Here is a 14,438-nt window from a genome sequence, read left to right on the forward strand (position 1 = left end):
CTCGATTTCACTCTGATATATATTTTTGAATGATTTCATTGATTCGTTGTTCTTCCAATGAATCAATATCCTCTAATCCGATTTGTAATAATTCTTTATAAAATGCCTTTCGTTCCTGTTCTGTGGCAATGCATGATTTTGCAAGCTTTCTCAGACTTCCCAAGATCTGTGCGAGTTGTCCTAATTCTTTATTCAAATCTGGTTTGATCTTTTCTTTTAAATACTGTGTGATCAACGGACTCTGCCCGCCACTTGAAAATGCAGCGACAACTTCTCCTTCTTTTACATAGGATGGAAAAATAAAGCTGCAATCTTCTTTCTGATCGACCGCATTGACAGGAATCTTCTTTCGTCTGCAGATCTGGCTGATCTCATGATTTGTTTTTTGATCATCGGTTGCTGCGATCACAAAATCTGCCTCATTAAAATCTTTCTCCATAAACGTTCGAAAGATTCGGCAAATCTGATCGATCTGCCGAATCTGTGTTATCATCTCTGGTGCGATCACGGTAATATCTGCTTCAAAATCTTTTAAAACTTCAATCTTACGAAGTGCGATCTTACCACCGCCGATCACTAGACATTTTTTCTTCTTTAGTTGTACAAACATTGGAAAATATGCCATTATCTCTGTGTCCTATTTTATATATTCTTTTGCGATTTCCTTGATTCCTTCTGGATGTTTTAAATTCCACTGTGAAAAGTCAAGTTCTTCACTCTCAACTGCCTGTCCTAATTTTACCAAGAACTGTGGAATATCTTCTTCTAAAATGATCCCAACTTCTTCTCCCATCTTCTCTTTTCCCTGAAGATCAGATCCATTGATATGAAGTACAAATGCAGAATGAGCAACTTTATCAATTACTTTCATACTTCCGTGGAATCCGATCTCTCCGATCTGATGTGTTCCGCAAGAAGACATACATCCAGAAATATGAATCTTAGGCAGTGAACCATCCTTTAATCCAGCTTCTCTTTCTGCTTCGATCACTTTGTGTAATAATCCTTGAGAATCTCTTAATCCAACCTGACAGATCGTTGCTCCGATACAAGATACAGATGTCTCAAACAACGTTTCTGCACCATCATCTGTCGCATCTAAAACTTTCTTTGCTTCATCTCCTGTCAGATTGATGATGTACATTGTCTCATCTGGTGAAATTCTTGCTTCCACTTCATCCATATCTTTGATCACATCATAGATTTCTCTTAATTTCTCAGGTTTTGGACAGCCACCGAATGGGTGATAAGAAACTGCATATAATCCTTCCTGTTTCTGATCGATCACTCGTTTACCAGATACTTTACTTCCATCTCCCTGTTTCTTCACTTCAGAAATTTCTACATGAAGATCAAGATCCTGTCCGGATGCGAAAACTTCATCTAATTTCTCATGGAAAGCTTTGATATATCCTTCTTCACCTAAAGTCTCCTGCATATAACGCGTTCTTGCTCTTCCACGTTGTTTATAATTTCCATGTGCGATGAATGTTTCTCTCATTGCACAAATATAATAAAGAATCTTCTCTGGTTGTACATTCTCAGCAACTTTCAGTCCAAATCTCGCATTGTTACCAAGTCCTCCAGCACTGTAAACATCAAAGTTTCCATCTTCCCTTGCCACAAATCCAAGATCACGGAATGTTGCATGTGTCTCATTAGCTGGCCCGTTTGAAAATCCAACTTTTAATTTTCTTGGCATAACTTCTTTTTTGATAAATGTCATCAAATATTCTCCAGCTGCTTCGGCATATGGAAGAACGTTAAAATATTCTCCTTTTTCAACACCTGACAATGGAGATACGGTTACATTACGTGGAAAATCTCCACCTCCACCCATTGTGACAATGCCATGATCTAATCCACCTTCCATGATTCCATAAATTGCTTCTGGCTGTAAGTTATGTAACTGAATCGTCTGACATGTCGTCAGGTGAACTTTATCTACATTATATGTTTTAATACTGTCTGCGATAAATTTCAATTTATCTTTTGTTAAATGGCCACCTGACATACGAAGACGGATCATACTTGCTTTTCCATCTTTCTGTGCATAACTTCCGTAACCACCGGAAAATCCTTTGTAATCTGCTTTACTTAGTTCTCCTGCATAAAACTGGTCTGTCTTTTCTTTAAATGCTGGCAGGTCTTGTTTCCATTCCTGTGGATTGATCGTTTCCATATGTAAAATTCCTTTCTGAACATTTTGTTTCTTTTATTATGTGAATCCTTATAAAATACCACATTTGTCTTATCATACCACATTTACATAATTGTTTGAATGATTTCTTTCCTTTTCTACAAGAAATGATTCGATTGCTTTTGCAAGGTTTTTATGTCCTTCTTCATTCATATGTTCCATATCTGCCTTACTTGGCTTGGCTACATCACTTGCTGCAAGGAAATCACATCCGTACTTCCATGCAATCTTTAAATAAGTCTGTTTTAATTGCTTGGATACTTTCACAGAATGCTGATTAAATTCAAGATCAAATCCTGGTTTCCATACATCTTCTCCTAATTCGATCGGAGATACTAATAAAATATCGATCGCTGGATCAGCTTTTCTGATCTGCTGGATCAGTTTTTCGATTCCTTTTCCGATGCGATCTGCACTTGCATGGTTATATGTTTTGCAGTCATTGGTTCCAAGCATTAAAACAACCTGGTCAAGTGGTGCGTGTGTCTCTAAGAGCATTGGAAGTACTTTCGCTCCATTTCTTCCATCTCTTGTTGCATCGTCAAATACACTGGTTCTTCCACATAATCCTTCTTCTATAATTCGATATCCTTTATCGTAAAGTTTCTCTGCTAAAATTCCTGTCCATCTTGTTTCTCTGTCATATCTTCTTGTTGTACCTGGGATCAATCCATATGTATTGGAATCTCCAAAGCATAATATCTCTTTCATGTCTGTCACCTTCTTCGTTGCATTTCATATAATTCTAATAGGAATAATATGATTATAAGAAATGTGAGTTTGATTGTCAATAGGTTTTAAATAGAAAAATACCCTATAGGATATAGATTTTTCCTATAAGGTATTATACGTTATTATTATATGAGATTAATTTATAAAGGTCTTAATCATTCTTCTTCCCAAACAATAAACTTACGATCACACTTAAAACAATCGTGATCACCATATCAGGAAGTGTGTTTCCAAGGATCGTATCGACACCCATCAGCCAGCGGTATGCAATAAAGCCAACAACCCATACAAGCATGTTCTGAATGCATACAGATTTTCTTGAAAAATCCTGATGAAGGATAAAGAAATCTGCGATCTGTACAGCGATCATTGGTGCAAAGACTGATCCGATCAGATATAAGAAATCTGTGATATCGTCCATCGGATAAACAATTGCCCCAATCATTCCGATCACTGTTGCCGCGACTGCGATCCATTTTCCATTGATATTCTTAGATAGGGATTCACTGGAAATTCCGGCAGACCAAGCATCTAAGAATGTTGTTGTTACAGTTGAGAATACGATAATTAATAATCCTGCAATTCCAAGTCCTGCTTTTACCATGATCTGTGCGATATCGGATTCTCCTGTAAAGATAGAGATTCCCATACCGATCACATACATCCAGCAGCTGACCAATCCATAAACGATCACACTTGCCCATGTTGCTTTCGTTGGTTCTTTAGCTTCTCTTGTGTAGTCACTGATCAGTGGCAGCCATGATAATGGCATGGCAACTGCAAGTTCTACAGCTGCTCCGAAAGTTAATCCATCATTTGCAACCGGCTTTAATGAACCATGTCCGAAAATAATAAAGCTTAAAACTAATGTCAAAATAAATAATGCTGCCATTGCAACCGTATTAATCTTTCCTAAATTTTCAATTCCTACCAGAATCCAGATAATGATCAATCCTCCGATAATGACTGGCCATACCCAGTTCGCAATATTGAAGATTCCTGCTGCTGCTAATGATCCGTCATAGATCATGATCGCTGTCCATCCAACTAACTGCAGGATATTTAACACTGCAAATAACAAAGCTCCCGTTGATCCAAAACTCATTTTTACCGTTTCCATTGCACTTTTTCTTGTCTTTCCACCGATAAATCCGGCAAAAAACATCATACCACATCCAATGATATGTCCAATGATGATTGCTAATAATCCTGTAGAAAATCCTAAAGATGCGAAATATGTACCTGTTAAAATTTCTGCCAAGGACACTCCGGCTCCAAACCAGATCAGTCCGTTTTCAAAAATTGATGTTCTTCTGCTACCCATTGTCTATGCCTCCTCTTTCCATTCATCTTTTAAATCAAATGCATGATTCATTGGTCCGCTTCCAGCTCCAAGATCCAACATATCTGCCAATGCTCTTGAAATATAGTCTTTTGCACGCTGTACAGAAATCTTAAGGTCAAAACCTTTGGCAAGATTTGCTGCGATAGCACTTGAAAGAGTGCATCCTGTTCCATGTGTATTTGGGTTATTGATTCTTTTTCCTTTAAACCAGGAAACTTCTTCTTTTGTATATAAAAGGTCATTTGCATCGTTAATATTATGACCACCTTTTAATAACACTGCGCATCCAAGATCTTCATAGATCGCTTTTGCAGCCGCTACCATGTCTTCTTCTGTGTGGATCTCCATTCCACACAGAATCTCAGCTTCTGGAATATTCGGTGTAATTACCGTAGCGATCGGTAATAATTCTTTCTTTAATGTATCTACGGCATCTTCTTCTAATAATCGTGATCCGCTTGTTGCTACCATCACTGGATCAACAACGATATTTTCCGCTTTATAATGCTGTAATCTTTCTGCGATCGTTTTAATCAGTCCGCTTGAGGAAACCATCCCGATCTTGACTGCATCGGGTCTGATGTCTTCAAAAACTGCGTCGATCTGTTTCTTTAAGAATTCTGGATCTGCTTCTAATATTCCTGTTACGCCGGTTGTATTCTGGGCTGTCAGTGCTGTGATCGCACTCATTGCAAATACACCATTCATTGTCATGGTCTTTAAGTCAGCCTGAACTCCAGCGCCTCCACTGGAATCACTTCCAGCGATTGATAATGCTGTTCTCATAAGTATCTCTCCTTTTCTCTCTTATGCATTATTTTTCTATTGCGATCAAAAGTGGTGCTCCCAGTTGACCGCATTGTTTCGTATCATTGTAAATTCTTCCATAATAGGAATCCTTTATCATACGAAAAAAACGGAAAGCTACTGATTTTGTAACTTTCCGTATGTTCGCGACTTATCATCTTCGTTTCCTACGTTGGCATTACCCAAATCAGGTTCAAAGGTCGAAAGTTTTACTTTCCTCTCAGCCTGTTTAACAAGCTCCCTGTTTTTATAACTTAATAAGTATATAGCAAGTTTCTCTAAAAAGCAAGTTCCTATTTTCGTACTTTATTGCTTTTTTTAATTTTCAACTTATTTTTCTTGCCTTTCTTGGAAATATCGTTAACCCTAACTTTTTCATAATAAATTTTAAATCTCTTTTCCTTTTGTCACGATCACATGAATAATAAATGGAATAAACAATGTGATAAATGCTGCATATCCAAGGTACGCATATCCCTGTTTTACAACAGCCAACAATCCAAACTGTGCGATCGCAAATGCTAAAAATGTAAAGATCAGTGTTGCAATGGCATTTCTTACTAAATGTCCATTCTGTCTTTCCTGCTCAGATCTCATACGACGCTCTACTGCATTGACACATCTTGTTACGATTCCAGAGATCATGTTTACCGCCGTTGAAATAGATCCAAGGATGATCAAAACAGAGATGATCGGTGTTAATAATCCTGAAGATACTCCATTTTGTACTAAAACTAACATAGGAACTGTTGCTGTTACAAGGTCTGCTGCGTATGCAACGGCTAATAATCCGATGATGGATAATTCCATTGCAAAGAAATTAAATACAAAAATCTCAATGGCTGCTTTGTTGATCTGCTTCTTATCTGTCACAGGTTCCATATGCTGGTACATAACAGATACAGATGCTAACTGGAAGAAGAAATATAAAACTGCAGAATATAAGGCTGCTCCAAAAGCTCCGCTTTCTCCAGAGATCACAGGCATCTTTCCTGATACTAAGTTAGAGATTGCTGCTGTGATCGCATCCCACTGTACGATGATGTTTGGTACTAATACAAGAACTAATCCGATCAAGATCAGTACACTTAAAGTAGATGCACATTTTCTTACGACACTTGTTCCAAAAAGTGCGATCACGAAAATAAATGCCGCTATGATCAATGTACATACCCAGTATGGGATTCCAAATAGCATTTGAAGTGTTGATCCACCAGTTGCAAATGCTGCAGCGGATGCCGTTCCGATCATGATCAGATAACAGATTTCATATAGATTTGACATGATCGGTCTTGTCTTTCCATATAAACTGTCAGAAAAACTTCTGTAATCATATGTTTTATGTTTGTATGCATAACGCATTCCATACCAGAAAAATAATGCATATAATCCTTGTGTGATCAGTGGCATTAACAGACACCAGATTCCGTAGTTGATAAAATACTGATAAATCTGTGCTCCGGAAGCAAATCCACCTCCAAACTGTGTCGTAAATGCCACGAATGCGATTCCCATGGCAAGAGGCATCTTACTCTTGTCAACTAGTAAACTTTTTTTGCCGCTCATTTTGTCGTCCTCTCTTTTCTCTTAATGTAGTCTGATATTCTAGTTTTCATCGATCTTGATCATTTTTCCTGGATTCAAGATCAGCTTGTCATCAAATGCACGTTTAATAGACTTGTATAGTTCGATCATTCTTGGTCCCGCAAATTCCTCTAAGAAATCAAGACGTCCGTTTCCTATTCCATGTTCTCCGGATAACTGTCCACCAAGTTTTTTTGATAATGCATATAATTCTGTTAATGATTCATGGGTTGCCTTCTTCCAATCCTCATCGCTCATCTCTGGTCCACGAAGCATTTCGGTATGAATATTTCCATCTCCGCAATGACCACATGGCTCTACGCGGATTCCATGTGCAGATGCAATCTTCTTTGCCTGTTTTACATATTCTGCAATCTCTGATCTTGGAACAACAACATCACATTCTTCCTGTGCAACGGAATCTGCCTTCATTCCTTCAAGAATTGCTCCTCGTACTTCCCACACAGATGCCGCACGTTCTGGCGTTCCTGCGATATTACAATCTAAAGCTCCATTTTCTAATGCCGCTTCTGCAGCTGCTTCTACTGCACGATCAAGTTCTTCTTTGCTTGATGCATCATACATAACGATCAATACCGCTTCTCCGTGTTTCACTGGAAACAGTTTATGTAGACTTCTTTCTACAATATCGATCAATTCTCTTTCCAAAAATTCAATCGCTGTTGGAACAAATGGCAGATCTAATACTTTTGGCACCATATCAGCGCATTCTTCCAAGCTTCTAAATGGCATAACCAATGTACTTGAACATGTTGGTGCAGGCAATAACTTTAACGTAACTTCTGTCAAAATACATAAGATTCCCTCAGAACCAATCACTAAATCTTTCACATCAAATCCTGTTGTATTCTTTACGACATTGGATGAGAAATTCATAATAGAACCATCTGGCATAACTGCTTCAATACAACGGACAAAGTCTCTTGTAAGACCATATCTTACCGCTTTCATTCCACCTGCGTTGGTAATGACATTTCCACCGATAGAAGCTGTTTTTTCTCCTGGATCTGGTGGGTAGAATAATCCTTCTTCTTTAGCTGCCGCCTGAATATCAATTAACAATGCTCCTGGCTGTGCCGTGATCGTCTGGTTCTTGTGATCCACTGGAAAAATCTTATTCATACGCATCACAGATAACATGATTCCACCGTATTTACAAGTTGCTCCACCTGCAAGTCCTGTTCCAGCCCCACGGCAGACAACTGGAATATTCTGCTCGTAAGCATATCTCATGATTTCTGAAACTTCTTCTTTATTCAATACTTCCACGTATAATTCCGGTGGAAATACTCCATATTCCGGCATCTCGTCTTTGTAATATTCTTTTGCGATCTCATCGCCGACCCATACACGTTCGTTGTCTGTGATCTCAATGATCTTATCAAAATCTTCCTGGGTCATCTTCTTATATGGATATGGCATCTTATTCGTCCCCTTTCTGTTGTTTTACTAATTCTGTCAGATATGGAACGACTTTGTACAGGTCATCTACGATACAATAGTGTGCCACATTGAAAATCTGAGCTTCTGGATCATTGTTGATCGCTACGATGCATTCAGATCCTGTCATACAAGATGTAAACTGAATCGCACCAGAAACTCCACAAGTAATGATCAGTTTTGGACGAACAGTTCTTCCAGATAATCCAACCTGATGTGCAACATCCCCAAAACCATTCTCGATCATCGGTCTTGTAAATGCTAACTGTCCACCTAAAGCTTTGGCTAATTCTTCACACATTTCCACATCTTTTTCATTGCGGACCCCTCGTCCTGCTACAACTAAGACATCTTCATCTTCAATGTTCTTTGTCTTCTCGATCACTTCGGATTTTAAGATCTCGATCGGGGATTGTTTCATCTCTTCCTTCACTGAACAGACAATAACCTCTCCTTTTGTGCTCTCAACCTTCTGTGCCGAATCCATAACTCTGTATCTTACAGTTGCAAACTGTGGTCTTGATTTTGTGATAGAAATCTGAGCCATGATATTTCCACCAAATGCTGGACGAATCTGTACCATGTCTGTGTTTGACTTAATATCAAGGGTTGTACAATCAGCTGTTAATCCTGTATGGAATCTTGTTGCCAGTCTTGGGGCTAATGATCTTCCAAGTGCTGTTGCTCCGATCAAGACAGAACTTGGTTTCTGTGCTGCGATACATTCTGCAACAACATCTGTATAACAGTCTGCTCTGAATCCTTCTAATGATTCATCCTCATATGCAAAGACCTGATCAACTCCATAGTCTAGAAGTTTATGTGCATTCTCAATGGTTCCTGCTCCACCTGCGATCACGCATTTGACTTTAAAATTTACTTTCGAAGCCATCTTTCTTGCTTCACCGATCAATTCAAATGCAACCGGATGAATGTCTCCACGTTCCTGTTCTACAAAGATCAAAAAATCTTTCCATTTGTCTTTATCAAATGATCCTGCTTTCTGCTCAAAACTGATTGCTTTTTCTGGACATTGTCTGACACACATTCCACACATTCGGCAAGTGTCCCCGACAACAATCCCATTATCTTCAAAACTTAATGCCCCAAACGGACATTTTTCCACGCATTTACCACATAGACTGCAGCGTTTTGCATCAAATTTTATTAGTTCCATGTCATCTCACCTAAATCACTTTCTTATTCACTAATACGTCAAATAATTGTTTTGTCTTTTCTTTTGCATCTCCGTCAAAATAAACCTGCTTTTCTACTTCTGGCGGTGCAAACATTTTCTCTACTGCGGTTGGTGATCCGACAAGTCCATATTTGCTTAAGTTCTGATCTGCCATATCTTCAAATGTCATAATCTTCACTGGGCGGTCTTTGGACTGTTTCTGCAGTAAATAAGATGGTAATCTTGGTACACACATGTCTTTGTCAACTGTGATCAGACATGGATATGGAATCTTTGAAGTCTGTGATACACTGACTAAATCCTGTTTTACCTGAATAGACTCGCTGTCTGCATCTACGATCTCAGACACCCATGCTGCATGTGGGATTCCTAAATGCTCTGCGATCGCTGGCCCAACCTGAGCGGTATCTCCATCGGTTGTCTGCTTTCCACAAATAATAAGATCTATATCTCCGATCGCAGTGATTCCCTGAGATAGTGCATAAGATGTTGCAAGCACGTCTGCTCCTGCAAACTTGCGGTCAGATAAAATGACTGCATCATCTGCTCCCATCGTATACGCATCTCTCATCATCTCCTCAGCCTGTGGAGGTCCCATGGTGAGAACTGTAACACTTCCTCCTACTTTCTCTCTTAATTGTAATGCTGCTTCCAAGGCAAATAAATCATAAGGATTCGTTCTTGTCTCCCCGGATAAACGCTTCATTGCCCCTGTTTCTGGGTCAATGTCAACTTTAGTACCTGCCGGTACCTGTTTCATACATACTAGAATTTTCATTGTTCTGCTGCTTCTTTCGTATTATTTGTCACTCTTTCACTTTAACTGATTAACGTAACACTACTCATTATACGACACCATTTTTTTATTGTCGAGTTAATCATACAAAAAAATAGCATCTGTTGTTTATTTTTTCGTAACAAATGCTATTTCCTTATCTATTTTTTCTTCTATTCGTCATCGTCACCGACGATCACTGGCTCTTTTTCTATCACTTGTTGAGGTTTCATCGCCTGATTCCCAACTGGTGCTAATAATACTTTTCCTGTTCCACGGTATACATTAACCAATCCTTCTCCACTGGCCGCAGAACCAAGCAAAGATTTTCCTGCTCGTTCTACCGTAAAATCAAGACTTCCGCTCCATGCGATTGCCAAGTTTCCGTCAATCTTTACAACATCATCTTCTAATGTGATCTCGACTAATTCTTCTCTTGGACAATCAGATTCTATGCACACAACTCCACTTCCTTTTAATCCAAGATTAAAGAATCCTTCCCCTCCTGCAAATGCAGAAGAAAATGTCTTTCTTCTGACTGCTTTTTGTTTTAACGTAGATTCACATGCTAAAAACAATCCGTCATCTAATACGATCGAATTTCCCCATTCGTCAAGATTTAATAAAATGATATGTTTATATGTAGGTTCTAAAACAAGAGTTCCATCTCCAGTATATTCTGGCTTGATCACAGATTCTCCAGTTACTTTTCCTCGGATCGTCTTGGATAAAAAATCTCCTGCTCCTTTAATTCCTGTTGTCACAGAGACATCTCCTGCCATCCACTGCATGGCACCTGACTGAATCGTTACATTTCCTTTGGATAATTCACATTTCAACTGTCGTTTTCTTACATTCATCTGGCTGCAAAAAAATGCTAACTGAGCATCTTCTGGCATAACACTTAAGTCTCTCTGGTATTCGATGACTTCAAACGGTCCTGATTTGTCGATGATCTTTACATCGTCGTTGTCACTGAAATTGCTGATTTTATACATAATCTTTCCCCTTCCTGTTTCTTCTATAAACTTTTGATCTTTTTCTGAATAAATTTCTTCATAATATTCATAAAACTTTTGCATTACCAATGGCATTTGCAACATTCCAGATACAATAAATTGATTTCGATCAGATGATACCTTCATATACATTTGATTATTAACTGCTGTTTCTGATAAAAACATATCATATAACTGTGTTTCAAAAATCCGATTCGATACTGCTACAATTCCATTTTTATCCTTTAAGAAGCCAAACGTAACTCCCAAATCTATAATCGGTGTTTCTCGTTTAAATGGGAAGTCAACTCCTGCAAATAAAATGTTTTGAAGCATTTCTTTTAACTGTGGATGATCTAACAACTTTTTGGTCATATCATCAAACAATGTGTTTGGTTCTTTTAACAAAACCTTGACTGCACTTAAAATTCCTTCTCTTGTCCACACTTGAACATCGGATACTCTTTCATCTAATAACTGACATATCTTTGAAACCAAATATGGATATCCTGACGTATAATCATATAAAATCCGACTGATTTCTTTTACATCCATACCTGTACGATGTTCCTGCTCGTATTCTTGTATCATTGTCTGAATATCACTTACAGAAAAGCTCATCTCAATATTAAAATCAACTGCGATATTCCATGGACTGTTATATTTCGATTCTTCTTGTGGATGTAGTTTTAACTTTAATGTTTTAATATCGTAAACACCTGCAAGAATTACAGAATGAAATGTTACATCTTTTTCTTGCTGACATTTTAAATATTTCTCTCTTAGAAGTCCAAGGAAAGATAAGAAAATCTGATTGTCTGAACTTTTGTCTACTTCATCGATCATTAGAACTACCTTTTTACCGCATTTTCTGCATAGGTTGCTGATTTTTGTTCCTAATGATCTCATAGGAAATCTCTCAGAGATTGAATGATTCCATTCCTCTAAAACTTTTTCATCTACATTCTGCTCTCGCAAACACTCTTCAATATCAAGTGAAAGTCCTTCGGCAAGACTTCCCAGAGATTCAAAATATTCATCGGCAGCTTCAAAACTTAAACTCAAAACCAGATAATCTTGTTTTCGCAATTCTTTTTCCAGAAGATAAAGCAAGGTTGTCTTACCATATTGTCTGGCTCGATTGATCGTAAAGTATTGTCCTGATTCGATATATTGATTGATAATCTGCTGAATCCTGTTGCTAAGATCAACCATATAATTTTTCTCCGGGATACATGTTCCTGTTGTACAAAACTTCTTAGCCATAAACCCCAACCTCCTTTCTTGTCCACTCTCTATTAATTACACCCTTATTCTACAATTCATCAAAATCAAATATCATTGGGATTGTGCTTTCCTGATAATATTTCTGTTCTTTTTCAAAATAAGCTTCTAATCCTTTATAGTCTTGTTCGTGCTGTGCTTTATTAAGATATCGATTATATTCTGCTTTATGAATATCACGGATGATCACTGGAACAATATTATGATCCAGACATTGTTTTAGAATGATCATACGCCCGACTCTCCCATTTCCATCATGCAATACCACATTGGGACTCACAAAGAAATCTATAATTGATTTCCACTTTTTGAGTACGTTCTTTGCCGGTTCCCTCTGCTTGATACACATATATACTGTCAATCAGTTCAACCAGCATAGAACGGTTTAACTCTGTTACATTTTCATACTTGCGTATGGTTTCTAAAAATTTGTTTGTATTTTTCGTCTTGTAGTCCTCGGCTTCGATTTTCTCTTTTAATGCCTTACGCCTTTCTTCAAGTTCTCTCTGCTCATTTTCATAAGTTACAGACATTTTCTCAAAACGTCCATCAGAAATCTTTCCTGCTACATTCTGCTCAAACAGCTTCATTATGATACTGTCAATTTCAGCAATACGCTTTTCTGCCAGTTCCAATTCCTGTTTAAACTGCTTGATTTTCTTACCGCCGCCGGATTCACTCAACACCCTCATTTCTTCAATGAACTGGTCGCCTAATGTTTCCATATTCTTGATATGCTTTTGAATGTCGTCCATGACAATCTTCACTAATGCGTCATAGGAAATTGCATGAGTTGTGCAGAGGTTGCTGTTTCTGGCATATGTCCTGCAACGAAATCTCGGCTCTCTCCCGTTTGGATTGGAGAACGCCATATTGCGTCCACAGTCCGGGCATTTTACAAGCCCCACAAACATATTTGGTCGTCCAGTCTTATTTGGTCTTTTCTTTACACTGATGAATTTCTGTACCAGTTCAAAGGTTTCTTCATCAATGATAGCTTCATGGGTGTTTTTTACAACAATCCAATCTTCCTTAGGAACCGCTACCAGTTTTCTGTTCTTGAATGATTTTGTCTGTGTCTTGTGCGATACCATATGACCGAGATACACTTGATTTTCCAAAATCATCTTAACATTTTTTCCAACCCAGTCGGTAGGGAATCGGAACCCTGTGCTTGTTTCCAGCGTGCCATTCTTCATTGCTCTGTAGGCTCTCGGAATCAAAATCTTTTCTTCACACAATGTTCTTGCTATCTGATGAACACTGTTTCCCTGTTTCGACATTTCAAAAATACGCTTGACGATAGGCGCTGTTTCCGGGTCTATCAGTAGTTTACGCTTATTGTTCGGGTCAACCCTATAACCATACGGAGCGAATGAACCGCAGAACCCGCCACTTAAAGCAGTTGTTTTCTTGACGCTTCGGATTTTCTTTGAGGTATCACGTGCATAATACTCATTCATAATAGATTTGAATGGCATCATCTCGTTATCCTCATATCTTGTGTCAACATCATCATTCAGTGCGATAAAGAGAATGTCATTGTTCGGGAAGATTTCTTCCACGTAATACATGAACATGGCATTGTTGCGACCGAACCTTGACATATCCTTTACCATGATTCCACTAGGCTGTGTATCTTCCATAGCGTCCTCAATCATGCGGTTTAAATCCGGTCTGTTGAATGTTGTGCCGGAATAGCCATCATCTACATACTCGTCAATGATTTCAAATCCTTTTTCCTTTGAATAATATCGGAGCATTTGCAACTGGTTTGTGATACTGTTGCTTTCTTTATCAGCGTCACCATCATCTTTGGATAAACGTGCATATAATCTAACTCTTAATCTTGCTTGCTGTTTCGTCATTTTTACTCCTTTCCAACAGCAAACAAACAACTTATATCCTGTTAATATTATACCACGCTACTTAATTATTTTCAGCCGCTTATTACACTGTTCTCAATTTAATATCCATTGTTTTCCTGCTCGATTTCCTTTTGAATCAGCCTTTTAATCAAATGCTGCAAATCCACTGTACCGGAGAACACTGAC

At 38.2% G+C, this 14,438-nt stretch carries 12 protein-coding genes, 1 pseudogene and 1 riboswitch; all 13 genes and pseudogenes read right to left on the bottom strand.

The genetic code is table 11. The annotated features are described in order from the left end of the window. Positions 1-7: 7 nt before the first annotated feature. Entirely contained in the window at positions 8-625 is a 618-nt protein-coding gene (locus tag QUE18_RS07250) for a precorrin-2 dehydrogenase/sirohydrochlorin ferrochelatase family protein (protein ID WP_009203323.1), read from the bottom strand. A gap of 12 nt (positions 626-637) precedes the next feature. Then, positions 638-2,182, bottom strand: coding sequence for a nitrite/sulfite reductase (locus QUE18_RS07255; protein WP_009203322.1), 1,545 nt, complete (start codon positions 2,180-2,182; stop codon positions 638-640). 72 nt (positions 2,183-2,254) lie between these two features. Next, entirely contained in the window at positions 2,255-2,911 is a 657-nt protein-coding gene (locus QUE18_RS07260; RefSeq protein WP_009203321.1) for an SGNH/GDSL hydrolase family protein, read from the bottom strand. A gap of 172 nt (positions 2,912-3,083) precedes the next feature. Continuing rightward, on the bottom strand, positions 3,084-4,256 hold the full coding sequence (gene cytX / locus QUE18_RS07265; RefSeq protein ID WP_009203320.1) for a putative hydroxymethylpyrimidine transporter CytX: 1,173 nt from the start codon (positions 4,254-4,256) through the stop codon (positions 3,084-3,086). Positions 4,257-4,259: 3 nt separating this feature from the next. After that, complete coding sequence (thiD, locus tag QUE18_RS07270) at positions 4,260-5,063, bottom strand: bifunctional hydroxymethylpyrimidine kinase/phosphomethylpyrimidine kinase (protein ID WP_009203319.1); 804 nt, start codon at positions 5,061-5,063, stop codon at positions 4,260-4,262. Between the two features lie 168 nt (positions 5,064-5,231). Next, positions 5,232-5,337, bottom strand: a riboswitch (TPP riboswitch). A 134-nt stretch (positions 5,338-5,471) separates the two neighbouring features. Next, positions 5,472-6,650, bottom strand: a complete 1,179-nt coding sequence (locus tag QUE18_RS07275; RefSeq protein ID WP_009203318.1) for a YkvI family membrane protein — start codon at positions 6,648-6,650, stop codon at positions 5,472-5,474. A gap of 39 nt (positions 6,651-6,689) precedes the next feature. Next, a complete protein-coding gene (locus tag QUE18_RS07280) occupies positions 6,690-8,111 on the bottom strand; it encodes an FAD-binding oxidoreductase (RefSeq protein ID WP_009203317.1) in 1,422 nt (473 codons plus the stop codon). 1 nt (position 8,112) lies between these two features. Continuing rightward, entirely contained in the window at positions 8,113-9,306 is a 1,194-nt protein-coding gene (locus QUE18_RS07285) for an electron transfer flavoprotein subunit alpha (protein WP_009203316.1), read from the bottom strand. A 10-nt stretch (positions 9,307-9,316) separates the two neighbouring features. Continuing rightward, entirely contained in the window at positions 9,317-10,105 is a 789-nt protein-coding gene (locus QUE18_RS07290) for an electron transfer flavoprotein subunit beta/FixA family protein (protein WP_008391176.1), read from the bottom strand. 170 nt (positions 10,106-10,275) lie between these two features. Beyond that, positions 10,276-11,100, bottom strand: a complete 825-nt coding sequence (locus tag QUE18_RS13825; RefSeq protein ID WP_242852708.1) for an AIM24 family protein — start codon at positions 11,098-11,100, stop codon at positions 10,276-10,278. A 459-nt stretch (positions 11,101-11,559) separates the two neighbouring features. Beyond that, positions 11,560-12,366: pseudogene (locus tag QUE18_RS13830) on the bottom strand (AAA-like domain-containing protein); the annotation flags it as partial. Between the two features lie 49 nt (positions 12,367-12,415). Beyond that, complete coding sequence (locus tag QUE18_RS07305; protein ID WP_040344139.1) at positions 12,416-12,616, bottom strand: hypothetical protein; 201 nt, start codon at positions 12,614-12,616, stop codon at positions 12,416-12,418. 22 nt (positions 12,617-12,638) lie between these two features. Then, entirely contained in the window at positions 12,639-14,252 is a 1,614-nt protein-coding gene (locus QUE18_RS07310) for a recombinase family protein (protein ID WP_009203313.1), read from the bottom strand. Positions 14,253-14,438: the final 186 nt, after the last annotated feature.

It is taken from the genome of Anaerostipes hadrus ATCC 29173 = JCM 17467, assembly GCF_030296915.1.
Classification (GTDB): Bacteria; Bacillota; Clostridia; order Lachnospirales; family Lachnospiraceae; genus Anaerostipes; species Anaerostipes hadrus.